Source organism: Paraburkholderia sp. SECH4, from assembly GCF_030511745.1.
GTDB lineage: Bacteria > Pseudomonadota > Gammaproteobacteria > Burkholderiales > Burkholderiaceae > Paraburkholderia > Paraburkholderia madseniana.
Map to the genome: position 1 here is coordinate 56471 of NZ_JALOCP010000025.1, position 22444 is coordinate 78914.

The window sequence follows — 22444 nt, forward strand, 5'->3', positions numbered from 1 at the left end:
CAGCCGCACCGTATCCCCAACCGAAGTGAATAAACCAAGCACAGGAGACTGTTGATGAAGTGGAGCATGACAAAGGCAACCCTCGGCGTGACGTGCGCCGGCCTCGCCGGATGGGCAGCAACGGCCCATGCGCAATCGAGCGTGACCTTGTACGGGATCGTCGATGCGGGCGTCGAATACGTGAATCACGCGAGCAAGGACGGCGGCGCCGCGCGCCTCGTCTCGGGCGGCAAGAACACCTCGCGCTGGGGTCTGCGTGGTGTCGAAGATCTTGGCGGTGGACTGAAAGCGGTCTTCCAGTTGGAGAGCGGCATCAACGTCGCGAACGGCCAGTTCGACGACGGCCCCGGCGCAATCTTCGACCGCCGCGCCACGATCGGCCTGAAAAATCGCTTCGGGCAAATCACGCTCGGCCGCAATTTCACGACCACCTACGACTACATGCTGCAGTTCGACCCGATGGGTTACGCGCCGAACTACTCATGGGCGACGTCATCCACCGCTACCGGTGGTCGTAAGGACGGTTTGTTCTCGCGTTCGGCCAACGCCGTGCGCTATGACGGCACGTACGCCGGGTTCAAGTTCGGCGCCATGTACGGCTTCGGCAACGTGCCGGGCAGCATGAAGTCGAGTTCCAAGTACGACTTCGGTCTCGGCTATGAGAACGGTCCGTTTGCCGTCGTCGCCACCTTCGACCGGCAGAACGGCGCGAACGACAGCGTGACGCCCGCGGATACCACCAACTACATTCAAGGCATCCACGCCGGCTTGAGCTACGACTTCGGCACGGTGAAGGCGATGGCCGGCTATCGCAACTATCGGCGCACCTTCCACACCGCCGCGCCGACCTTACGCAGCGATATGTACTGGGTCGGCGGTCAATACGATGTGACGCCGTTCTTCTCGCTGTTTGCCGCGGTCTACCATCAGGACATCAAGGACGCGAGCGACGCCGATCCGACACTGTTCTCTCTGCGGGCGCAGTACGCATTGTCGAAGCGGACAGTGCTGTATATGGCGGGCGGTTATGCGATGGCCAAGCATGACAACGCGGTCAGCCTGTCGCGTGATCTGACTGGCGCGGCGGATACGCAAGCGGGTGTCACGGCGGGGATTCAGCACCGGTTCTGACGCATCAGGATGCGGATAACGCATCCTGGCGTGCAGGCATCCAAAGCAGAGCGAGGCGCGGCGAAGGTCAATCCTTCGGCGCGCCTCGCTCGTTTGCTTTTAGATGGATTCGGGCAGTCCATTCGCCTAGAATGAATCAGGCAAATAGAGCACTAGCTGACAGGAGCCATGCCATGTCACAGGTAAGCCGTGATACCCGTAAGACGCCTCGCCACGGCCTGCTGTGGTTCGTTGCATTGTGGCTGCTTGGCGTCGGCGGAACGGCACTACTCGTGCTCCCGTTTCATCTTCTAGTCGCTGCCGCCATGCATCACTAGCATCGGCACCTTCCCCGGCGCTTATGCGTCCGTCCTCGCGCAACTCAAGATTGCTCAAGCGTTGGTGGTAACTGTCCAAGTTGCCGGAACACCGATAGCCAGTCTTCGAGATGCCACGTCTTCGCAATCAAATTTCCGCGCATCTGATGGAAAGAGTGAATTGCGAAACTGATGTGTTTGGAACTGGCCGCAATGCCCAGTAGTGTCCCGGTTTGCGTGCCCGTGATCTCTGCGCGAACGCCCACCCGGTCCCCATGAATCAACACGTCGAGAATGGTGATTTTCATATCCGGGAGTGCTGTGGCGATGTTCGCGAATATTTGAACCATCTGGTCAGGTCCCGGCGCCGCTCCGGCGGGCTCGGGAATATATTCCCAATCAGGCGTAACGACCTTTCGTAACAACGCGACGCTTTTCTGCTCGAAGGCGCGATAGAGCCCTTCAATCGCTTCACGGGTGATAGCTTCGTCGGTAGATACGGCCATGTCCGGTTACTCCTGAAGAATGCACCCGGTCAGGCAAGTGGTTTGCGAAACACACTCCCGCCGTAACCGAGCACGATATTGTCGACTTCAAACGGTGACGCCTCCTGCGCCTCGAGGATGAATGCCACGTGGCCAGGGGTCAGTTTGCCGGATATCGATGCGACCAGATCGTCGTCGAACGTGTCCTTGATCGCGTGCTCGGCCAGTCCACCGCTTGCCCCTATCGTGAAGCCAAGTAGCGCCCCTGCCGGTCCGCCAAGCATCCCGATCAAACCGCCCGTCAGCGCACCGATCACTGTGCCCCAAAACGGCCGGGTTTGCTTGTCGAGCAGGATCAGCTTACCCGTGGCGTCCTTTTGAACCAGCACGCCGCTCTCGATTTTGAAACCAAGGTCTTTTTCCTCAAAATTCCTGAAATCCCGACCGGCTCTTTCGGCTACGTCCACACTGTCGAAAACCGCGACGATCAACTGTTGTGCCATTTGATAGCTCCTTGACTCGCCAACGTTGTCTATCAAAGATAGTGACTTTCGCATCGCGTGCCATTTGTTTATTTCCGATTTATGGTATCGGTCGAAGTGAGCTTTGACCTCAGCGCGCGCTCTGCCGAGGATTTCCGGCGTGCAATGGTTTAGCATCGTCACAATCAGTTGTACCCGCATGGGTATCTGGCGTTGTGTCTGACTCAGGAGATTCAGTTCGAATGGCGGCACGTCGAAAGCCGGCAGGATTCGGACCAGCTTGCCCGCTGCGAGCGCATCGACGCACGCCGGCTCTTCCAGCACTCCGATGCCGGCACCCGCGAGAATCATTTCATACAGGGGCCGCCAATGACTGGTCTTGATTGCGGTACGGATCGGCGCGCTCTCCACAACGGTCGCCATGTGCCTGAGCGGCAACTGGTCGGTGCCGAACATGCCCTGAACCCGAATGAACGGGTGCTTGACCAGCTCAGACGGCTCGGTGATCGGACCGTGCAGGCTCAGATAGCCTGGCGCGGCAACAAGAACGCGCCCAACCTGCCCCAATTGACGAGCAATGAATGCCCCTTCTCCAAGTTGCCCAAGACGAAACGAAATATCGACGCCCTCCGTCACGAGGTCGACGATCCGGTCGTTCAGGACCAGTTCCAGATCCAGCTGTGGATAGCTTGCCCGCACCAGCGTCAACGCCTCGGGTACGATCGTCTCGCCAAAGCAGTGGGGCGCCGCGATGCGAATCGTTCCCTTGAGACCCTGCTCGTCGCTCGACACTTCAGCGACCGCCTGTTCCACGGCGTGCAGAATCCTCTTGCTACAGTCGTAGAAGGTGACGCCTTCGGGCGTGCGATTGAAAGCGCGTGCACTACGGAGCAGGAGCCGGCAGCCAAGGTACTTCTCCAGCCGCTCGATGCGTTCGCTTGCGGCCGGCTGCCCGATATTGAGGTCCCGAGCCGCGCCGGAGATACTCCCACGCTCAACCACCCTGACGTAGATGCGCATGGCTTCGAACAGATTCACCGCACGCTACCTCCATTCGCAATGCGAATTATTTGGCGCCGCCTTTCTTGCTGCGAAAGACAGGCCTGAACGGATGGTAACGATATGACAGGAGAATAGAAGACCGTCAGGTCCGATATGAAGTATCGAATGAGAAGCAGAGATTTGCGACAAAACAATGTCGAACATTATCGGCACATGATCTCACCTGACGCCGCTTGATACGTTGCCGGCCGGCGAGCATGCAAAACGCAATCGGGTCGCCCGTCTGGCCTCGGGATGCCGCATTCGGACTCACCCAGATCCTTTGCACTGTTTCCATAATGTGCCTGGGCGGTATAACATCTCTGGACGCATAGTTGAACATCGACAATGTCACGTATATCTGCGCACCTCCTGATGACGAAGCAACTCTTCACGTGTGCTTGCAGCGGCTGTAACAGCACACATGCTTCAATCATCCGCACGAAAAATTTGCGCGCGCCTTAGACAGATGATCACAAAGGCGGAAAGACATTCGCTCCATTCCCGGAATCAATAACGGTTCATCAATATTCAATCCGATGCCCAAAGACACCCCAGAATCGCAAGCCGTCTGTAATGACATCACACGTAGCGCGATCTTCATCGTCGCGACCCTCGCGCCAGGCCAGGAGCCCGCTGAACAGGTGCGCGCGTGGTGCGGGGACGTTGCCGCCCTGGTACGCTCGGTCGGCAAGCGCGTCCCCTCCGGCAACCTGTCGTGCGTTGTCGGCTTTGGCTCCGACGTGTGGGACACGTTGTTCGGCGCCCCGCGCCCAGCGTGCCTGCATCGGTTCCGCGAATTCGGCGCAGGCGAACGTCGCGCCGTGAGTACGCCGGGGGATATCCTGCTGCACATCCGCGCAGATCAGATGGATCTCTGCTTCGAGCTCGCCACGCAACTGACAGGACGGCTCGGTACGGCGGTCTCAGTCATCGACGAAGTACACGGTTTTCGCAACTTCGATCTGCGCAGCATGGTGGGCTTCGTCGACGGCACCGAGAATCCGGCGGGTCGTGAGGCCGTCGATTTCACCCGCATCGGCGATGAGGACCCGGAGTTCGAGGCGGGCAGTTATGTCATCGTGCAGAAGTACCTGCACGACATGACCGGCTGGAACGCGCTTTCCGTTGAGACCCAGGAGCGCATTATCGGCCGCACGAAACTGGCCGACATCGAACTCGACGAAGCGGTCAAACCGTCGTGTTCACACAGCTCGCTCACCACGATCACCGAGAACGGCGAGGAAGTGAAAATCCTCCGCGACAACATGCCATTCGGCCGCCCCGGCATGGGAGAGTTCGGCACCTACTTTATCGGCTATGCCCGTTCGCCCGAGCCTATCGAGCAGATGATGGAGAACATGTTCGTCGGGCGGCCGCCGGGCAACTACGACCGGCTGCTCGACTACAGCCGCGCGGTCACGGGCAGCCTCTTCTTCATCCCGTCGGCCACCTTGCTCGAGGCGCTCGCAGATCGCGATCCGCAAGCGGCTGCCGGCGCAGTCGAGCAACGACCCGAACCGTCTTCATCCGCCGAGCCGCGTCACGACGGCTCGCTGAATATTGGCTCTCTCAAGGGAATCTCTCAACATGAATAATCTGCATCGCGAGCTTGCCCCCATCTCCCGTGCCGCCTGGTCGCAGCTCGAAGACGAAGTGGCTCGCACGTTCAAGCGCAGCGTCGCCGGCCGTCGTGTGGTCGACGTCAAGGGTCCCGGCGGAACCGAACTGTCCGGCGTCGGCACGGGGCATCAGGTCGCGATCGCCGCGCCGCAGCAGGGCGTCTTGGCGAAACTGGCTGAGGTAAAGAGCCTCGTGCAGTTGACCGTGCCGTTCGAGCTGCAGCGCGAAGCGATCGACAGCGTCGTGCGCGGCGCGAAAGATGCCGACTGGCAGCCCGCGAAGGAAGCAGCCAAGCAGCTCGCCTATGCCGAAGACCGTGCGATTTTCGATGGATATAAGGCTGCGGGCATAGGTGGCCTTCGCGAAGGCTCGTCGAATCCGGCGCTCGCGCTGCCGGCCGACATCAGCGATTATCCGAACACGATCAGCAACGCGCTCGAAGAGCTGCGGCTTGCGGGCGTCGACGGGCCCTATTCCGTATTGCTCGGCGCCGACGCATATACAGCGCTCGGCGAGGCGCGCGATCAGGGCTATCCGGTGATCGAGCACATCAAGCGGATCGTGAATGGCGACATCATCTGGGCGCCCGCGCTTGCCGGCGGCAGCGTGCTATCCACGCGCGGTGGCGACTTCGAGTTACATCTTGGCGAAGAGCTGTCGATCGGATACGTGAGCCATACCGACACCGTAGTGCGCCTCTATCTGTGCGAGACGCTGACATTCCTGATGCTGACGAGCGAAGCGTCGGTGTCGTTGACGCAGGCAGAGTAAGCGCCTTCCGATTCCTGCTATCGGTTGCTGGGGGTTGCCAGATCTCCCAGCCTCAGCCATCGTTGCGTGTTCAGGCCCGCAACGATGGTGTTAGAAGTGCAGACACATCATCGTCGGGAAGTACTTCAAAGCGACTCGTCACTTCGCCGCAGTCGACCTGCACCCTCTCCAGGATTTCCGACGTGCACTTTCTCAACATCGTCACCATCATCCGTACCCGTGGCGGCACCGGACGTTGCGCCTGAATCAGTACATTCAGATCGAAGGGCAGCACCTCGAATTCCGGCAGTATGCGCACGAGCCTGCCCTCTGCAAGCGCGTCGACGCATGCCGGCTCTTCCAGCACTCCGATGCCGGCACCCGAAAGGATCATTTCATACATGGGCCGCCAATGACTGGTCTTGATTGCGGTACGGATCGGCGCGCTCTCCACAACAGTCGCCATGTGCCTGAGCGGCAACTGTTCCGTGCCGAACATACCTTGGACCCGGATGAACGGATGCTTTACCAGTTCAGACGGCTCGGTGATCGGACCGTGCTGGCTCAGGTAGCCTGGCGCGGCGACGAGAACACGCCCAACGTGCCCCAGTTGACGGGCAATGAATGCCCCTTCCCCAAGTTGCCCAAGACGAAACGAAATATCGACGCCCTCCGTCACGAGGTCGACGATCCTGTCGTTCAGGACCAGTTCCAGATCCAGTTGCGGATAGGCTGCGCGCACCAGGGTCAACGCTTGCGGCACGACCGTCTCGCCAAAGCAATGAGGCGCCGCGATGCGAATCGTTCCCTTGAGATCCTGCTGGTCGTTCGACACTTCAGCGACCGCCTGCTCCACGGCGAGCAGAATCGTTTTGCTACGCTCGTAGAACGTGACGCCTTCTGGCGTGCAATTGAAAGCGCGTGCGCTACGGAGCAGGAGCCGGCAGCCAAGGTACTTCTCCAGCCGCTCGATACGCTCGCTTGTGGCCGGCTGCCCGATATTGAGGTCCCGTGCCGCCCCGGAAATACTCTCGCGCTCAACCACCCTGACGTAAATCCGCATGGCTTCTAGCAGATTCATAGTGCCCAACCTCCCTTTGTACCGATCTCGCATCATTCGAACCAGTTTTTACGCATCGGCAGGCCCCTGCGGGGCGACCTGGCAATGCGTATTCGATGGAGAACAGGTTAAGGCCGGGCCATCAGTCGCAGAGTGCACACATCGGGCCGACTCGGGTCAGTACAGTTCTGCTACGCTCCTTGCACCGGGCGGCGGCATGGCGAGGCGAGCGCGTGCAAGCCAGGGGAGAGGTCGATGCAACGTGCCGCTGCGGAACGCTAAGGGAATCATCCGATGAATCTCTACGAGATGCTGGCAGATGACATCGAGAAGCTGATCCGGCAAGGCGTGTACGGGCATGGCGAACGCCTCCCATCGGTACGGCAGACCAGCCAGCAGCATCGGCTCAGCGTGACGACTGTCATCCGCGCCTATTTGCTGCTCGAAAGCCGCGGTTTGCTGACGGCGAGGCCTCAGTCGGGCTATTTCGTCAATTTCAGGGGCGAAGGGGGCGAACGGAAAACGCTCGAACTCAGGCCATCGAAGCCGATTCCGATCTCGTCGCCGGTCGACGTCAGCCGGCTGGTGCTGTCCACCTTGCGCTCGATCGGTGTCGACGATGCCGTGCCGCTCGGTTCGCCCTACCCCGACCCCGGCCTCTTCCCCTTCGAAAGGCTCAACCGCTACGCTTACGACGCGGGACGCGGCAAGACGCGCTGGGGCGTGACCGACGCGCTACCGCCCGGCAATGCGGCGCTTGTGCGCCAGATCGCGCGACGCTACCTCGAGAACGGCATGGCCGTCGATCCGAACGAGATCATCATCACGGTCGGCGCAACTGAGGCGATCAATCTGTGCCTGCAGGCGGTCGCGAAGCCCGGCGACGTGATCGCGGTCGAGTCACCGACGTTCTACGCGATGCTCCACGCGATCGAACGGATGGGCATGAAAGCGATCGAGGTGTCGACGCATCCGGAGCACGGCATCGATATTGAAGCGCTCGCCGCCATCGTGGAGTCGCAGACCATCACGGCCTGCATGGTCATGCCGAACTTCCAGAATCCGCTGGGTTTTCTGATGCCCGACGAACGCAAGCGCGAACTCGTGGAATTCCTGACGAAGCGGGACATTCCGGTCATCGAGAATGGTGTCTACAACGAGCTTCACTATGACAACACGCATCCCAGCACGTTGAAGTCATTCAACACGAAGGGGCTGGTGCTTCACTGCGGGTCGTTTTCGAAGACTCTCACGGCAGCCTACCGGATTGGTTGGGCGCTGCCGGGACGATATCGCGATCAGGTGGAGAAACTCAAGTTCCTGAATACGCTGACCTCTCCGTCGATCCCGCAAATGGCGATTGCGGAATTCCTCGAGCGCGATGGCTACGAGCATCACCTGCGAAGGGTTCGCAGAGCGTATGCGCAGCAGGCCAATCTGATGAAGGCGACCGTCTCGCGTTTCTTTCCTGAAGGCACCCGCATGTCCAATCCCGCGGGCGGATACGTGCTGTGGATCGAACTGCCGCCCAAGGTCGACGCGATGCGGCTTTATAACCTCGCGCTCGATCAAGGTATCACCATCGGACCGGGCTACATGTTCTCGGTCTCGGAGACGACCTATCGGAACTTCATCCGCCTCAATTACAGCAGCCCCTGGTCAAGCGAGATCGAACAGGCGGTGGTTACTGTGGGCAAGCTCGTCGCGATGTGCGCCCGGTAGCGGCACGCTGATACGCTGGCCACGACCTTAGCGCGTGTGGGGCGCGGGTGAACTCCGCGCGGCCCAATCTGGATCTTGAGGGGAGGAGCCTCAGCCCCCCGTGACCGGCGGAAAGAACGCGATTTCGCTGTCCTCGCGCACGACAAACGTGTCGGCGACCATCTCGTGATTGACGGCTGTGCGAAGCGGCCGGCCCGCGCGCAGTGCCTCGGCCATCCGCTCGTCTCTCGACGCGAGCCTGACGCGCAGGGAGTCCACGGGGAGCTCGGGCGCGTCAATGTGCACAATCTCCTGCGAGATGCCGAGTTGTTCACGAACGCTAGCAAAATATCTGATAGTGAGTTTCATTCGTCTGTTCCTGTTGCCAGCACGATGTGGGCGCACGTTGTGAGCGAATCGCGCATCACCCCCACCGCAGCATCGACTGTTCGTCGCGCGTCTTGGCCTCGACCCATCTGACCTCGCCGTCACGGCGGATTTCCTTCTTCCACAGCGGTGCATGGGATTTCAGGAAGTCCATCAGGAATTCGCACGCGTCGAATGCCGCCCTGCGATGCGGCGCGGCGACCACGACGAGCACCACCGCCTCGCCAAGCGCGACGCGGCCCACCCGATGCACGATCTTCACCGCCTCCAGGTGCCATCGTGCGATAGCTTCTTCGACGATGCTGCTGAACGACTGCTCGGTCATCCCCGGATAGTGCTCGATCTCGAGTGCGACTAAGTCGTCGAAATCACCGCAATGACGCACCACGCCGAGGAAGTTCACGATGGCGCCCACGTTGGGATTGCGCGTGACCGGCATGATTTCCGACTGGATATCGATCGGCTGAAACTGGACCCGTACTTCGAAGCCCGACGCGATGGTGGCCTGCACAAGCGCTGGATCGATTGCACGCTTGCCGGCATGCGCCGCGTCAGGCTGTGTGCGATCGCTGGGCGACGGTGTTGTCATGGCAGAACTCCGGTCTCTGTCTGCTTCGCAAGGACTCGCCAGGCGTCAACTGCCGACCAGCGACATGCGGACGGTGGGATAGGCTTTCCCCGATCCTGGCCTGCGCGGTGTCGAGCGAAGCTCGGAGTAGCGATCGTCGCGCTGGATCCACCGGCTGCGGACGACCCCAGCCAGCTGCTCGACTGAAGCGGCCTCAGTGAGCCAGGGCCTGAGGTCCGTGCCATGTGTGGCGAAAAGACATGAATAAAGTTGACCATCGGCCGATACGCGAGCGCGCGAACACGACCCGCAGAACGGTTGGGACACGCTCGCGATGAAGCCGACTTCGCCTGTGCCGTCGGCATGGCGATAGTTGACCGCGGTGCCCGTCTGTTCGCGAACGACGACGGGGACGAGAGGAAACGCCGATTCGACGATGTTGCGCGTCTCGCGAGCCGTGATCACCTTCGTGTTCGACCAGCCGCCCGCGCCGCCAACGTCCATAAATTCGATGAAGCGCACCGCCACGCCGGTGCCCTTGAACAGCCGCACGAGCGGCAGGATCTGGCTGTCGTTGGCGCCTCGCTCGATCACGGCGTTGACCTTGACCGGGTCGAGTCCCACCGCACGCGCGGCCTCGATCCCGTCCAGGATTCGCGACACAGGCATGTCGACGTCACTCATCCGTCGGAATACGGCTTCGTCCACGGCATCGAGGCTCACCGTCACGCGACCGAGGCCGGCGTCGCGCAACGAACGCGCCTTTGCGGCAAGCAGGGAGCCGTTTGTCGTCAGCGCGAGCTCCAGCGGTTTGCCGCTGGCTGTGGTCAGTTTCGCGAGCTGTTCGATCAGGGATTCGAGCCCACGCCGCAGAAGCGGCTCGCCGCCGGTGATGCGAATCTTCTCCACTCCGAGCAGCGCGAATGCTTTCGCGAGCTTGAGCATCTGTTCGAACGACAGGCGTTCCGAAGACGGCAGGAACCGGTAGTCTGCGCCGAAGGTCTCCCGCGGCATGCAGTACGTACAGCGGAAATTGCATTGATCGATGACGGACAGACGTAGATCCCGCAGCGGACGATTGAGCGTGTCGAGCGTGGTCGTGACATCACCGGCGGATACGCCATGGCGCGATGCTGTGTCGGCGAGTATGGGTTGGTGGACGATGTTCACGATCTATCCGAAGGTGGGCGGCGGGATGTGGCGTTGGCGGCAGTCGATCTTGTCTGACCGGGACGGCCGCCGGTCCGTCAATGACTTGGTGGCAGGATAGTGCGTCAGACTCGTCCTCGGGACGCACAGTCTGTGCCGAATTTCAGGAGTACAGTTCGCGCGCCGTATCGGGTATGACGGCGAGGCTGGCGCACGCCCTGCCGGGCAGATTGACCGGACGCGTCGAAGAACGCCCCCTAAGTCAACTGATACGCGCGCACCGGCACGACCTCGGCGGGAAGTTCACAGCCACACAGTTCGAGAATAGAACGCTCGATGTTGCGGGTCATGGCGTCAAGCGCCAGCGCATTCGGCGCGACTGTAAAAGGCTCGGCGACTTCGCTAGCGATCGCTTCAAGCGCAATGAGCGTATAGGAAATGAAAACGCAAAGAAGCGGTGTGAAGAACTCCGTCGAATCGACCAGACCGAACGGCAGCAAAACGCAATAGGCGTAGACGGTGCGGTGCAGCAACACACTGTAGGCAAATGGAATCGGCGTGGAGGCGATCCGTTCGCAGCCTCCCACGGTTCTTCCCAATTCGTTGATCTGCGCGTCCAACATCCAGAGCTGGGTATCCGACATCAAGGCCCGAACCTGCAGATCGGCAAAGGCGCGACGAAGCTCATTGAGCAGCGCGGTCGGTTTGTAGCAGGTGTGCTGCAACGCCTCAGTTCGCGTGCGTCCGAGAAAGCGAACGAGATCGGAAGTCGGGTCGGTCCCACGCAGTTGATGTTTCAACGCGTACACACTCGCAATCAGCGTATGAGCCATTTGAACGTGGTGATCGCTCCGCGGGACATAACACAGCATCTGCGAAGTCAGCGCCCGCGCCGAGATCAGGATGCTGCCCCAGAGATGGCGCGCCTCATTGAACCGCTCGTAACTTGCGTTGTTGCGGAACGCCAGGAAGATCGCAAGGGCCAGGCCAAACAATGTGAACGGCGCCGTATTGAGCGGGATCTTTTCGCCGAAAATGCGCCCTTGCGTCATCACAGCGAGACTACTGACGGCCGCCATAAAAACCAACTGCGGAATAATCGACTGCAACACGGAACCGTTCCAGACAAACAGCAGCCGGAACCAGTTCTGCCCTGGCCTCACAATCATAATGTGCTCTTTTAATGGTCTGACTTCGCCGTCACCCTCAGTGGTAACCGGCATCCCCTTCCCGCACCTTGCCCCGGAACACGCGATACTGCATGACGTTGTAGACGAGGATGATCGGCAGTACGATCACCGTGCCGACCAGCGCGAACAGTTGGCTCGAGTGGCTCGACGAGGCTTCCCAGATCGTCAGCGACGGCGGAACGATGTTCGGCCAGATACTGATGAGCAAGCCGCTATAGCCGAGAAAGCACAGCGCGAGCGTGAGCAGGAACGGCGTCGCCTCGTGCTTCTGGCGAAGCGAACGGAAGACGCCCCACACACAGGCGACAACAAGAATCGGCACCGGCAGGAACCAGCCGAGATTGCCGCTTCCAAACCAGCGATGTGCAACCGCCGGCAAGCCGATTACCGTCCATAGACTCACGACAACCATCACCCCGAGCAGGATGCTCACGAGCGGCCGCATCACCTCGCGCATCTTGCGCTGCAATTCTCCATCGGTCTTCAGGACAAGCCAGCCGCAACCGAGCGTCGCATACGTAGTGAGCACGCCGATTCCACAGAACAGGCTGAACGGCGAGAGCCAGTCGAACGGCCCACCGGCGAAGCGGCCATCGACGATCTTGATGCCCTGCAGCAGCGACCCCAGCACGATGCCCTGGCAAAGCCCCGCGAGCGCGGAACCGCCAATGAAGGCGAGATCCCACGCGTGCTGGGTCCTGACGGCCTTGGCACGCAGTTCGAAGGCCGCCCCGCGGAAGATCAGGCCGATGACCATCAGGATCAGCGGGAGATAGTTCGCCGGCAGCAGCGTCGAATAGACCACCGGGAACGCCCCGTAAAGCCCGGCGCCGCCGAGCACGAGGAATGTCTCGTTGCCGTCCCAGACGGGCGCGATGGTATTGAGCATCACTTGCCGGTCGCCTTTCTCCTCGAAAAACGGAAACAGCAGGCCGATGCCGAGATCGAAGCCGTCCAGCATCACGTAGATGAAAACGCCGAGTCCGATGATCGCGGCCCACACAACAGGAAGATCGATTTGCATGGTGTCACTCCCCTTCCAGTGCGTCCAACGGGCGATTACGCAGGACCGGATGCCGGCGGGACTCGCGGCGCTCGACGTGCTCCTCTGGTCCGCGTTTCATCATCTTCATCATGTAGTAGAAACCCATGCCGAACACCAGGAAATACACCAGCACAAAGATCAGCAGGGAAACGCCGACTTGCTGGGAACTGACCGGCGAGACGGAGTCCGCTGTACGCAGGACACCGTAGACCGTCCAGGGTTGACGGCCGACCTCCGTCGTTATCCACCCCGCCAATAGCGCCACGATTCCAGAAGGTCCCATGCACAGGACGAAACCCTGATACCAGCGCGTCTCGTAGAGACGGCCACGCAGTCTGAGCAGTAAGCCAAGCAGCGCCGTCAACAGCATCAGCATGCCGAGACCCGCCATGACCCGGAAAGTCCAGAACACGATCGGCGAATACGGACGGTCCTCCGGCGGAAACTCTTTCAGGCCGCGAATCTCGCCATCCCAACTGTGAGTCAGGATCAGGCTGCCCAGATGCGGTATCTGGATCGTATATCGCGTCACTTCCGCATTCATGTCGGGCAGGCCGACCAGGTTGAGCGCGGTGCCCCCGTGCTCGGTTTCCCACAGGCCTTCGATTGCGGCGATTTTGGCCGGCTGATATTTGCGCGTGTTGAGTCCGTGCGCATCGCCAACGAAAATCTGTATCGGTGTCAGGAACAGCAGGATCCACAGCGCCATCGAAAAACTACGCATGACGGGTTTGTCGCGCCGGCCCTGCAACAGATGCCACGCACCGCACGCAGCAACGATGAAGCCCGCGACAATGAACGCGGCAATGGTCATATGCGCGAGGCGATACGGAAACGACGGATTGAAAATCACCTTCATCCAGTCGACCGGTACGATCCGACCATGCTCGATGGCGAATCCTTGCGGCGTCTGCATAAAGCTATTCGACGCGAGAATCCAGAACGTGGAAATGAGCGTGCCCACCGCAACCATTAGCGTGGCGAAGAAGTGCGCGCGTGGGCTGACGCGTTGCCAGCCAAACAGCATGACGCCGAGAAAGCCGGCCTCGAGAAAGAACGCCGTCAGCACCTCATAGGTCAGGAGCGGCCCCGTGACGTTGCCGGCCACGCTGGAAAATCCACTCCAGTTGGTGCCGAACTCGTAGGCCATCACCACGCCCGAGACCACCCCCATTCCGAAGCCGACCGCGAAGATCTTCGACCAGAACTGGAACATGTCCTTGTAGGCCACGTCGCCGGTGAGCAGCCAGCGCCATTCCAGCACGGCGAGGAAACTCGCCATGCCGATACTGATCGCGGGAAAGATAATGTGAAATGAAACGGTGAACGCAAACTGCAGCCTGGCAAGGTGGAATGCATCGAAGATTTCCATGATCGATCAATGGCTCCAGGTGACAACAGAATTTGCGTAAAACGGCGTTCACGCCCGCTATCCGGCAGGCCGGTCAACTGGACGCGCACGCCCGGTTGATCGACCCGCTATCGCTCAAAGTCAGGCGTCTGCCGAGCGCACAACATGAACCGGAACAGACTTGTACGAAGGCGTACCGCTCTCCTTGTCGATGAAGTCGAGCGGCACCAGCACGTTGGCTTCAGGATAGTATGCCGCCACTGAACCCGGCGCGATGTTGTAAGCAATTACCGTTATTTTCTTCAAGCTACGCTGCCTGCCCGCTGAAATCGTTTCAATGTCGACCAGATCGCCATGCTCGAGTCCACGTGCGGCAAGATCGTCTTCGTTCATAAACAGCACGTCACGCCGGCCGAACACACCACGGTAACGATCGTCCATGGCATAGATGGTGGTGTTGTACTGGTCGTGGCTGCGGATCGTGATGAGACGCAGCACATTTTCAGCGCCGAAAACGTCTGCATCTTCCTTCACCCCGCCGTACACCGAGAACATCGCCTTGCCTGACGGCGTGGGCCACACGCGTTCCGTCGGAGGAAGCGGCATACGGAATCCTCCGGGCACCCTGATTCGGGCATTGAATGCCTCGAATCCCGGCACGGTTTGCTCGATCAGGTCCCGGATCTTGTCGTAATCGGCAACCAGTTCCGACCATGCCACCTTGCTGTTCGGCAACGCAGCTCGCGCAATACCGGCGACGATCGCCGGCTCGGATAGCAGGTGTTCGGAAGCAGGCTTCAGCTTGCCGGAAGAAGCGTGGACCATCGACATGGAATCCTCGACCGTAATGGATTGCCGGCCGGTCGCCTGGATATCCAGTTCCGTGCGCCCCACCACAGGCAGCACGTACGTTTCTTTTGCCACCAGCAGGTGCGAACGATTGAGCTTGGTACCGAGATGAACGCTCAAATCGAGCTTACCCATTGCCGGAAAGCACTGCTCGGAATCGGGTAACGCGACTGCGAAGTTTCCACCCAGGCAAATCAGGGCCTTGGCCGTACCGTCGATCATCGCCTGCATCGCCTGGACGGCATCGTGTCCGTGCGCGGCGGGCGGCTTGAAGCCGAATACATCTTCGATCTGCTTGAGGAAGGTGGCAGACGGTTTTTCGGTGATACCGACCGTGCGGTTCCCCTGCACGTTGGAATGCCCGCGCAAAGGACAGATGCCTGCACCGGGTTTACCGATGTTGCCGCGCAATAACAACAGATCCGCAATCAGACGGACATTGGCGGTGCCTTTGTTATGCTGGGTAACGCCCATGCCATACGTGACAATCGTCGCATTGGATTTTGCATAGGCAATCGCAACCTCGTCGATATCCTCACGCGTGAGTCCACTGGCCTTTTCGATATCGTCCCATGACGTCGCTTCCAGATCGGCCGCAAACGCGTCGAACCCTTGGGTATGCGTTGCAATGAACTCGTGGTCCAGGACAGTGTTGCCCTGTTCCGCGTCCATCTGCAGGAGCGCCTTCATGATGCCTTTGAGCGCGGCGGCGTCTCCGCCGGCGTCGAGCTGAAAATAGGTCGACGCGATTCGGGTCGACGCAAAGGTCGCCATTTCGAAAACGCTCTGCGGATCGGCGAAGCGCTCCAGCGCGCGCTCGCGCAGCGGATTGAACACGATGATCGGCACGTTGCGCCGCGAGCATTCGTGGAGCGTCCCCATCATGCGCGGGTGATTCGTGCCGGGGTTGTGGCCGATCGAGAGGATCAGTTCGGTCTTGTCGAAATCATCCAGCGATACCGTGCCTTTGCCGATCCCGATCGACTGGGGCAAGCCAACGCTGGTCGGCTCGTGGCACATGTTCGAGCAATCCGGGAAATTGTTGGTGCCATATTCCCGCGCGAGCAACTGAAAGAGGTAGGCGGCCTCGTTCGACGCTCTGCCTGAGGTATAGAACTCGGCTTCGTTGGGCGAGGACAACCCGCGCAGCACTTCACCAATGCGAGCAAATGCGTCCTCCCATTCGACCTCCCGGAATTTGTCCGTGGCGCGGTCGTAGACGAGCGGATGCGTCAGCCGGCCAAGATCCTCCAGTTCGTAATCCGTCCGTTGCAGCAGCGACGACACCGTGTTGCTCTCGAAAAACTCCGGCGTCACGCGCTTGGTCGTCGCTTCCCATGTGACCGCTTTGGCGCCGTTCTCGCAGAACTGGAACGTGGACTTATGCTCCTTGTCAGGCCACGCACAACCCGGACAATCGAAACCGTCGGGCTGATTGGTCCGCATCAACGTGATCGGCGCCTCGATGCTTTCCATTTGGGTTCGGACGGCTTGAGCTGTCGCCCGGAGCGCCCCCCAACCGCCAGCGGGTCCGTCATATGGTCGGATTCCAGGAACTTCTCGTCGTGTGGTCATTTGATACTCCATGGCCTTTATTAGGATGCCTGATGGCTATCCAGATTGAGGGTACGTCGCCTCACGGCATAAAGCGTGAATACGGAATCAGTCTAGCTGGGTTGATACGCTGCGAAAGGTACAGATCGGCCCGTGGCGAGCGTGCACAGTAAAGGCAGTACAAGTGCGGTCACACCGCCTGTGTCGCCCAGACTGGGAGCCCGCACACCACCGGCAATGACGTAGCGGCGTCTCCCAGAGGGTTACGCACCTCATCCCTTCGAATGGGCGCTTTCCGTTGCCTCGGGGCTACTGACCTCTTTGGACGGTTTCTTCTTCACACGTCCGTTGCTACCCTTCGCGCCCGTCGCCTTAGGCGTAGGCGGCGCCTCGCTCTTGCTGAACTTCACTTCGCCGCTGTCCTTGTCGTAACTGACCTCGACGCTGTCGCCGGACTTCAAGGCGTCGCTGAGAATCTCCTTCGCAAGCCGCGTTTCCAGTTCCTGACGAATCTGGCGCTTCAACTCGCGTGCACCGAACTCCGGCCGGTAACCGGCATCGGCGAGGTGATCGACAACCGATTCGTCTATCTTGAGGGTAATGTCCTGCGCGGCGGCGGTGCGCACGACCCGTTCGAGCTGGATCTGCACGATCGAGCGGATGTTGTCGCGCGAGAGTCCGTGGAAGACGATGATCTCGTCGATCCGGTTCAGGAATTCCGGCCGGAAGTGCCCCTTGAGCACCCCCATCAATTCCTCGCGGATTGCTTTCTCGGTCTGACGGTCCCCCTCGGGTTTCTCTAGGTTGTCCATGATGATCGACGCGCCGAGGTTGCTCGTCGCAATGATGATCGTGTTGCTGAAGTCCACCACACGGCCCTTGCCGTCGGTCAGCCGCCCGTCGTCGAACACCTGCAGCAGCACGTTGTACACGTCGGGGTGCGCCTTCTCGATCTCGTCAAGCAGGATCACGCAGTAAGCGCGCCGCCGGACGCGCTCGGTCAGTTGCCCGCCCTCGTCGTAACCGACGTAGCCCGGAGGAGCGCCGATCAACCGTGCAACCGCGTGACGCTCCATGTACTCGGACATGTCGATACGAACAACCGCCTGCTCGTCGCCGAACACGGTTTCTGCCAGCGCCTTCGCGAGTTCGGTCTTGCCGACGCCCGTGGGTCCGAGGAACAGGAACGTCGCGATCGGCCGGTTCGTCTGGCCGAGTCCGGCACGTGACAGGCGTACAGCATCGCTCACGGCAATCACCGCGTCGTCCTGGCCTACCACGCGTTCGCGCAGCTTCTTCTCCATATCCAGCAGCTTCTGGCGCTCTTCCTGCGTGAGTTCCGTGACGGGAATGCCGGTAAGACGCGACACCACTTCGGCGATTGACTGCACGGTCACTTCGAGCGTCTCCGAACCGGTCTTGCGCTGCCATGCTTCCATCTGCTCGTCGAGCTTCGCCTGCTTTTCGCCGATAGTTGCCTCGAAAGCCTTCGCTTCATCGAATCGCTTGCGCGAGGACGCATAATCCTGCTCACGCTTCATCTGGGCGATTTCGGCTTCGAGCTCCTGGATGGCCGCGGGACGCGAGGTCGCGCCTATGCGCACGCGTGCCGCCGCCTGGTCAATCAGGTCGATGGCCTTGTCAGGCAAAAAGCGCGATGTAATGTAGCGATCCGACAGTTCGGCCGCCGCAACGAACGCATCGTCGGCGAAAGTCACCTGGTGGTGTGCCTCGAGCTTGTCGCGAAGGCCGCGCAGGATGACGATGGTCTGGTCGACCGTCGGTTCCGGCACCAACACCGGCTGGAAGCGCCGCTCAAGCGCTGCGTCCTTTTCAATGTACTTCTGATACTCGTTGAGTGTCGTTGCGCCGATCAGACTGAGCTCGCCGCGCGCAAGCGCGGGCTTGAGCACGTTCGCGATGTCGAGGCCGCCTTCTCCCCCGCCTTGTCCCGCGCCCACGATCGTGTGCAGTTCATCGATGAACAGGATCAGTTCGTCCTTCTTGGCCGTGACCTCATCGATCAACTGCTTGGCGCGCTCCTCGAATTCGCCGCGATACTTCGCGCCTGCCACCATCGAGTTGATGTTGACTTCGACGAGCCGCTTGCCGCGCAGCACTTCAGGCACGTCGCCGTTGATGATGCGTTGCGCCAGGCCCTCGACGATCGCCGTCTTGCCGACACCCGGCTCGCCGATCAGCACGGGGTTGTTCTTCTTGCGCCGCGCGAGCACCTCGATCGTGCTTTCGATTTCCTGCGCGCGGCCGAGCACCGGGTCGAGTTTGCCCTGACGTGCCATCGCCGTGAGGTCGCGCCCGAACTTGTCAAGGTTGGGCGTGCCGGTTGGCGCGTCGACGCGACCGTCCTCCGCCCCTTTACCGACGACTTTCACGACTTTCTGCCGCAACGCTTCCGGCGTCACGCCATATTTCTTCAGCAATGTGCCCGCGATACTGTCCGGCACGGCAGCAAGCCCAATGAGCAGATGTTCCGGGCCAACGTATGAATGCCCCAGATCGCGCGACGCCTGGAACGCATATTGGAACGCCTTTTTCAAACGAGGCGACACGGTCATCTTGTCGACCGGCGAGTCAGGATCGCCCTTTCCCTTCTGCGCATGCTGATCGATGTAAGCCTTGATGTCCTGCGGCGACAGCTTGAGTTCCTTCAGCAACGCCGCGCACACATCCGTGTCCGCGAGCACGTACAGCAGGTGTTCGGTGTCGAGTTCGTTACGGCCAAGTTCGTGTGCCTTTTCCGCGGCGCGCTGCAACAATTCGAGCGTCTGCTCGCTGAAAGCATCCGTGGCATCGACCGATTCACGCGGCACTTCGGCGTATCCAGCGTCATCGTCCTCGGCCCCATCCTCCATGCCGCCGAAGAAGCGCGACAGGCCGCCGCCCCCCAGCAATGAATCGAACGGATTCTGCATGCTTTGATGCCGCATTAGTTGCCGGTAGTCGTAGTCGCAGATCGATAAGGATTTCCGCTCCCCGTTTTGCACAACGGTTACACGGGCGACAGCGGGTCGGGCATTACAGATTTCGCAGAGGGCTGGCATCGGGAGTCACCTTTTCGGTTAAGGCATCCGGCTACGTAAAAGGTTATGGGGCGCGGTCATATGAGTTGCGAAGGCTTGGCGGGCTTCGCCAACAGGTCAGCTGAGTTTCTGTTCATGGTCCGTTTGTCTGGCTCAATAACCGGGGACCCGTGATAGTGATAGCTCATCGAGCGCGGTTTAAGCATCGGCGCGGAGCAGGTGTTCGTGCTCGACGAGCACTGTCTGAACAATACGGATCGGTTACAACGTCGATATCAACATGATTAGCATAACGAAACCCCAAATCCGCCCTTGGATTCTATGAGGGGTTTGTGAATAATGGAACATTGGTTTTTCCGATGATAGGCATTGGCGCAATCTGCCACCGGGGCCTCATGGAACAGGATTTCGCGGCCCGGCTTCAGGACCGCATCACGGCCATTCCCGACAGCACAGCGGCGTTGGACGCCCTCATTTACCGGTCTCGCGACGGCTCTGCTCTTCAACAGTCAGGATCGCTTCCGGGGCGACTTCGAGCCGGGCTTTCGGTATCGGGTCACCACTCGCATCGGAGAGACCGTAGGTCCCCTCGTCGATCTTCTGCAGCGCCCGCTCGATATCGCTGATGCGCTGGTCGTTCACGTCGTGCAGCGCCTGGTTGACCTCGTTCTGCGCCATGCCCTGCGCCTCGTCCTCGAACTCGTGCGCTTCGTCGCCGTGCTGCTCCTCGGCTGTTCGCTCGTCCGCGATCGTATTCTCCTCTCCACCCAACAGTTCCTGGCGTAACGCGAGGAGGCGCTTGCGCTGCTGCGCGATGAACTCGTCACTCAACGTGCCCTGCTGCTCCGACATGGTTCTCTCCCTCGCCCTATATCAGGCGACAGCGCGCTAACCCAGCCTAAGGCAAGAATAGTACTAATTTGTAGAGATCAAAGTGCTATCTCGGCCGTTTCGGAACGGCGTGCTCTACTCACCAATTCGCCGTGGCACGAACGATCAGGCGCCCAGTTCCTGAAACGCATGGCCGTTCGCCTCGAGCCCCTTCAGAATGTCTGGCGTCAGCTCGCTTTGCCACACGTGTCCATTGAGTTGCCAGTCACTGGTGTCGACGAGGTCGGGAAGGCCCGCCCCGGCGCGCACATAGAGACCGAGTGTCGGTTTCTTCAGGTTGATGTAGAAATCGAATTCCTGCTGCATGGCAACACCTCATGCGAGATACGGAGAGTCAACTGTCGTCGACGTTGTCCGCATAGTGGTCGATAGCGACCTTGCACTCGTCCACAACGACCTGAAGGAAAGCGGGCTCATTTCTTTCAACCCATCGTTCCACATGGAGAAAGCGGGCCGTTCCCAGATCGGCGATGCGTTCCTGATCCGAGGTTGTGACATCGACCGTGACGATCCCCCGGTTACCCTGCAGCGGTGAGATCGTTGCGGCGATCTGGAACCGCCGATACGAAAGTTCATTCTGTGCCATGAAACCTCCCGTCAACCGAAAAGTTTGAGCCTCACGATTCTTTTGTACTCGAAGTCTATGAGCAAGTCATGTTCATGTGAACATGGGTTTCTTCGATGCTAGATATTGGTGAAATACGCCTACCGGTTTGTCACTGAACCTCAATAATCCGCGTGTCGGACTGCTGGAGTTACGGCATGATGGCGCTAGAAGAGAGGCCCGCACGCTGCGTTGCGGGCGGATATCGATCATGACCGCTGCAAAGGAGAAAACGATGCCAACACGCACTGTTTCTTACGGCGAATACGAAATCGCCGTGCGCCCTGAGCGCAACAAGCTCGGCGCCTGGATCGCAAGTGTCAGTGTGAGTCACGGCACCCGAACAGTCGTCGATATTCGTCCCATGACCGTTCAACCCGAGTGGCTAACCGAAGAGGAGGCGGCAAGAGACGGGGTCGAATGGGGATGCCGGTTCATCGATCGCGAGTTCAACACGCCGCCGTCTCGCTCATGGGTTGCCGAGCGGTCTCATGCGGAAACCTGGTTCCGTGATGCCGAGGAATCGGGTAGCTCGGAAACCAGCGTGTAGATAACACATCAACACAGAAACCCTGCGAGGCCACGATCCGTGGCCAGGTCGGGTTGACTGTGTGAAGGCTATATCACACCGAAGGAAGCCGATCAGTGTCGCCGCAGGTGCGCCTCAATTTGCCGGGCATTGAGCGTCGACAGATCCTCGCTGGTTTGCTCGAATATCAACCGACGGGTTTCCTCGCTGAGATCCGCTTTGACCATGCCGAGAAACTTCGGCTCGATGGCAAGTCTTAGCCGATTGTAGAGTTGATGGAGCCGCCCTGCCTCCAGATACTCGGCAACGCGCTTCGCGAATTTCTCGCGGTCCTTTTCCGTCAGCATCGTGCCGGTATATTCAGTGTTGATGAGACTTTCTTTTTCATGCAAGTCGAGCGTGAGTCCCGGCGTCTGGAAAACACGCGCACGGCCTCCGTCAGCCACAACAAGCCACGTCATTCCGATCATCATGCACCTCTAAGCAGGGATTTATCTGCGTGTACGGCATCCGTTCAGACTGCTCGTCTTCGTCCTCGCCGAAAACCGCGGCCGCCAACTGCTGCGTCAATGATCATCCGTGGTCCGAACGGCGCTCACTCAAGATAGCAGTTCGGACCCGCTACGCCCACGGTCGATTTACCGATTCATAGTATAGGTCTTAAAGTTCACGCCAACGCCTCCCGCGCATATCCGCAGCGGCTCCCGGTTGGCCCGG

At 60.0% G+C, this 22444-nt stretch carries 21 protein-coding genes and 1 pseudogene; 6 read left to right on the forward strand and 16 right to left on the reverse strand.

The genetic code is table 11. The annotated features are described in order from the left end of the window. The first annotated feature begins 54 nt into the window (after positions 1–54). Positions 55–1131 carry a porin gene (locus tag M0D67_RS28125; protein ID WP_171928778.1) on the forward strand — a complete coding sequence of 359 codons (1077 nt, stop codon included), beginning with the start codon at positions 55–57 and terminating at the stop codon, positions 1129–1131. Positions 1132–1304: 173 nt separating this feature from the next. Beyond that, positions 1305–1448 (forward strand): hypothetical protein, encoded by a 144-nt coding sequence (locus tag M0D67_RS28130; protein ID WP_166618143.1) that lies wholly within the window; start codon positions 1305–1307, stop codon positions 1446–1448. A gap of 44 nt (positions 1449–1492) precedes the next feature. On the opposite strand, the gene M0D67_RS28135 is transcribed toward M0D67_RS28130, so the two are convergent. The 3 genes and pseudogenes from M0D67_RS28135 to M0D67_RS28145 all read right to left on the reverse strand — a co-directional run. After that, positions 1493–1933, reverse strand: coding sequence for an ester cyclase (locus M0D67_RS28135; protein ID WP_171928846.1), 441 nt, complete (start codon positions 1931–1933; stop codon positions 1493–1495). 29 nt (positions 1934–1962) lie between these two features. Next, complete coding sequence (locus tag M0D67_RS28140; protein ID WP_308112606.1) at positions 1963–2571, reverse strand: DUF1269 domain-containing protein; 609 nt, start codon at positions 2569–2571, stop codon at positions 1963–1965. Further along, positions 2566–3432, reverse strand: a pseudogene (locus M0D67_RS28145) (LysR family transcriptional regulator); the annotation flags it as partial. The pseudogene M0D67_RS28145 and the gene M0D67_RS28140, both read right to left, overlap by 6 nt. 542 nt (positions 3433–3974) lie before the next feature. Between M0D67_RS28145 and M0D67_RS28150 the strand changes: the two are divergent. Then, positions 3975–5033 carry a Dyp-type peroxidase gene (locus M0D67_RS28150; RefSeq protein WP_171928845.1) on the forward strand — a complete coding sequence of 353 codons (1059 nt, stop codon included), beginning with the start codon at positions 3975–3977 and terminating at the stop codon, positions 5031–5033. After that, a complete protein-coding gene (locus tag M0D67_RS28155) occupies positions 5026–5829 on the forward strand; it encodes a family 1 encapsulin nanocompartment shell protein (protein WP_154558431.1) in 804 nt (267 codons plus the stop codon). The genes M0D67_RS28150 and M0D67_RS28155 overlap by 8 nt, the downstream gene beginning before the upstream one ends. Before the next feature lie 70 nt (positions 5830–5899). Here M0D67_RS28155 and M0D67_RS28160 read toward each other — a convergent pair whose 3' ends face one another. After that, positions 5900–6889 (reverse strand): LysR family transcriptional regulator, encoded by a 990-nt coding sequence (locus tag M0D67_RS28160; RefSeq protein WP_266240560.1) that lies wholly within the window; start codon positions 6887–6889, stop codon positions 5900–5902. Positions 6890–7162: 273 nt separating this feature from the next. Between M0D67_RS28160 and M0D67_RS28165 the strand changes: the two genes are divergently transcribed. Next, the gene (locus tag M0D67_RS28165) at positions 7163–8590 is read left to right on the forward strand and encodes a PLP-dependent aminotransferase family protein (protein ID WP_266240561.1); all 1428 of its coding nucleotides are present in this window, start codon (positions 7163–7165) and stop codon (positions 8588–8590) included. A gap of 90 nt (positions 8591–8680) precedes the next feature. Here the strand turns inward: M0D67_RS28165 and M0D67_RS28170 are convergent, their stop codons facing one another. The 11 genes from M0D67_RS28170 to M0D67_RS28220 all read right to left on the reverse strand — a co-directional run bounded on the left by M0D67_RS28170 (position 8681) and on the right by M0D67_RS28220 (position 21180). Then, positions 8681–8938, reverse strand: coding sequence for a MoaD/ThiS family protein (locus M0D67_RS28170; RefSeq protein ID WP_171928842.1), 258 nt, complete (start codon positions 8936–8938; stop codon positions 8681–8683). Between the two features lie 55 nt (positions 8939–8993). Then, on the reverse strand, positions 8994–9545 hold the full coding sequence (locus M0D67_RS28175; protein WP_171928841.1) for a molybdenum cofactor biosynthesis protein MoaE: 552 nt from the start codon (positions 9543–9545) through the stop codon (positions 8994–8996). A gap of 45 nt (positions 9546–9590) precedes the next feature. Next, complete coding sequence (gene moaA / locus M0D67_RS28180) at positions 9591–10673, reverse strand: GTP 3',8-cyclase MoaA (RefSeq protein ID WP_266240610.1); 1083 nt, start codon at positions 10671–10673, stop codon at positions 9591–9593. Between the two features lie 257 nt (positions 10674–10930). Continuing rightward, positions 10931–11842 carry a bestrophin family protein gene (locus tag M0D67_RS28185; RefSeq protein WP_171928849.1) on the reverse strand — a complete coding sequence of 304 codons (912 nt, stop codon included), beginning with the start codon at positions 11840–11842 and terminating at the stop codon, positions 10931–10933. Between the two features lie 37 nt (positions 11843–11879). Next, positions 11880–12887, reverse strand: coding sequence for a cytochrome d ubiquinol oxidase subunit II (gene cydB, locus M0D67_RS28190; protein ID WP_154558426.1), 1008 nt, complete (start codon positions 12885–12887; stop codon positions 11880–11882). Between the two features lie 4 nt (positions 12888–12891). Continuing rightward, positions 12892–14280: a cytochrome ubiquinol oxidase subunit I gene (locus M0D67_RS28195; protein WP_171928839.1), complete on the reverse strand. Its 1389-nt coding sequence runs from the start codon at positions 14278–14280 to the stop codon at positions 12892–12894. A gap of 120 nt (positions 14281–14400) precedes the next feature. Beyond that, positions 14401–16683: an FdhF/YdeP family oxidoreductase gene (locus tag M0D67_RS28200; protein WP_266240562.1), complete on the reverse strand. Its 2283-nt coding sequence runs from the start codon at positions 16681–16683 to the stop codon at positions 14401–14403. A 251-nt stretch (positions 16684–16934) separates the two neighbouring features. Then, a complete protein-coding gene (locus tag M0D67_RS28205) occupies positions 16935–19724 on the reverse strand; it encodes an ATP-dependent Clp protease ATP-binding subunit (protein WP_266240563.1) in 2790 nt (929 codons plus the stop codon). Between the two features lie 450 nt (positions 19725–20174). Then, on the reverse strand, positions 20175–20555 hold the full coding sequence (locus M0D67_RS28210; RefSeq protein WP_171928836.1) for a TraR/DksA family transcriptional regulator: 381 nt from the start codon (positions 20553–20555) through the stop codon (positions 20175–20177). A 144-nt stretch (positions 20556–20699) separates the two neighbouring features. Next, entirely contained in the window at positions 20700–20900 is a 201-nt protein-coding gene (locus tag M0D67_RS28215; protein WP_171928835.1) for a hypothetical protein, read from the reverse strand. A gap of 28 nt (positions 20901–20928) precedes the next feature. Further along, the gene (locus M0D67_RS28220; RefSeq protein WP_154558420.1) at positions 20929–21180 is read right to left on the reverse strand and encodes a hypothetical protein; all 252 of its coding nucleotides are present in this window, start codon (positions 21178–21180) and stop codon (positions 20929–20931) included. A 229-nt stretch (positions 21181–21409) separates the two neighbouring features. Between M0D67_RS28220 and M0D67_RS28225 the strand changes: the two genes are divergently transcribed. After that, complete coding sequence (locus tag M0D67_RS28225; protein WP_233464730.1) at positions 21410–21748, forward strand: DUF6566 family protein; 339 nt, start codon at positions 21410–21412, stop codon at positions 21746–21748. 92 nt (positions 21749–21840) lie between these two features. Here M0D67_RS28225 and M0D67_RS28230 read toward each other — a convergent pair whose 3' ends face one another. Continuing rightward, positions 21841–22188 (reverse strand): host attachment protein, encoded by a 348-nt coding sequence (locus M0D67_RS28230; protein ID WP_266240564.1) that lies wholly within the window; start codon positions 22186–22188, stop codon positions 21841–21843. Positions 22189–22444: the final 256 nt, after the last annotated feature.

Coding starts and splice junctions, on each gene's coding strand:
- M0D67_RS28150 (WP_171928845.1), top strand. CDS start 3,975: ATGCCCAAAGACACCCCAGAATCGCAAGCCGTCTGTAATGACATCACA.
- M0D67_RS28130 (WP_166618143.1), top strand. CDS start 1,305: ATGTCACAGGTAAGCCGTGATACCCGTAAGACGCCTCGCCACGGCCTG.
- M0D67_RS28200 (WP_266240562.1), bottom strand. CDS start 16,683: ATGACCACACGACGAGAAGTTCCTGGAATCCGACCATATGACGGACCC.
- M0D67_RS28175 (WP_171928841.1), bottom strand. CDS start 9,545: ATGACAACACCGTCGCCCAGCGATCGCACACAGCCTGACGCGGCGCAT.
- cydB (WP_154558426.1), bottom strand. CDS start 12,887: ATGCAAATCGATCTTCCTGTTGTGTGGGCCGCGATCATCGGACTCGGC.
- M0D67_RS28165 (WP_266240561.1), top strand. CDS start 7,163: ATGAATCTCTACGAGATGCTGGCAGATGACATCGAGAAGCTGATCCGG.
- M0D67_RS28230 (WP_266240564.1), bottom strand. CDS start 22,188: ATGACGTGGCTTGTTGTGGCTGACGGAGGCCGTGCGCGTGTTTTCCAG.
- M0D67_RS28215 (WP_171928835.1), bottom strand. CDS start 20,900: ATGCAGCAGGAATTCGATTTCTACATCAACCTGAAGAAACCGACACTC.
- M0D67_RS28220 (WP_154558420.1), bottom strand. CDS start 21,180: ATGGCACAGAATGAACTTTCGTATCGGCGGTTCCAGATCGCCGCAACG.
- M0D67_RS28140 (WP_308112606.1), bottom strand. CDS start 2,571: ATGCTAAACCATTGCACGCCGGAAATCCTCGGCAGAGCGCGCGCTGAG.
- M0D67_RS28195 (WP_171928839.1), bottom strand. CDS start 14,280: ATGGAAATCTTCGATGCATTCCACCTTGCCAGGCTGCAGTTTGCGTTC.
- M0D67_RS28135 (WP_171928846.1), bottom strand. CDS start 1,933: ATGGCCGTATCTACCGACGAAGCTATCACCCGTGAAGCGATTGAAGGG.
- M0D67_RS28205 (WP_266240563.1), bottom strand. CDS start 19,724: ATGCCAGCCCTCTGCGAAATCTGTAATGCCCGACCCGCTGTCGCCCGT.
- M0D67_RS28170 (WP_171928842.1), bottom strand. CDS start 8,938: ATGAAACTCACTATCAGATATTTTGCTAGCGTTCGTGAACAACTCGGC.
- M0D67_RS28210 (WP_171928836.1), bottom strand. CDS start 20,555: ATGTCGGAGCAGCAGGGCACGTTGAGTGACGAGTTCATCGCGCAGCAG.
- M0D67_RS28160 (WP_266240560.1), bottom strand. CDS start 6,889: ATGAATCTGCTAGAAGCCATGCGGATTTACGTCAGGGTGGTTGAGCGC.
- M0D67_RS28185 (WP_171928849.1), bottom strand. CDS start 11,842: ATGATTGTGAGGCCAGGGCAGAACTGGTTCCGGCTGCTGTTTGTCTGG.
- M0D67_RS28125 (WP_171928778.1), top strand. CDS start 55: ATGAAGTGGAGCATGACAAAGGCAACCCTCGGCGTGACGTGCGCCGGC.
- M0D67_RS28225 (WP_233464730.1), top strand. CDS start 21,410: ATGACCGCTGCAAAGGAGAAAACGATGCCAACACGCACTGTTTCTTAC.
- M0D67_RS28155 (WP_154558431.1), top strand. CDS start 5,026: ATGAATAATCTGCATCGCGAGCTTGCCCCCATCTCCCGTGCCGCCTGG.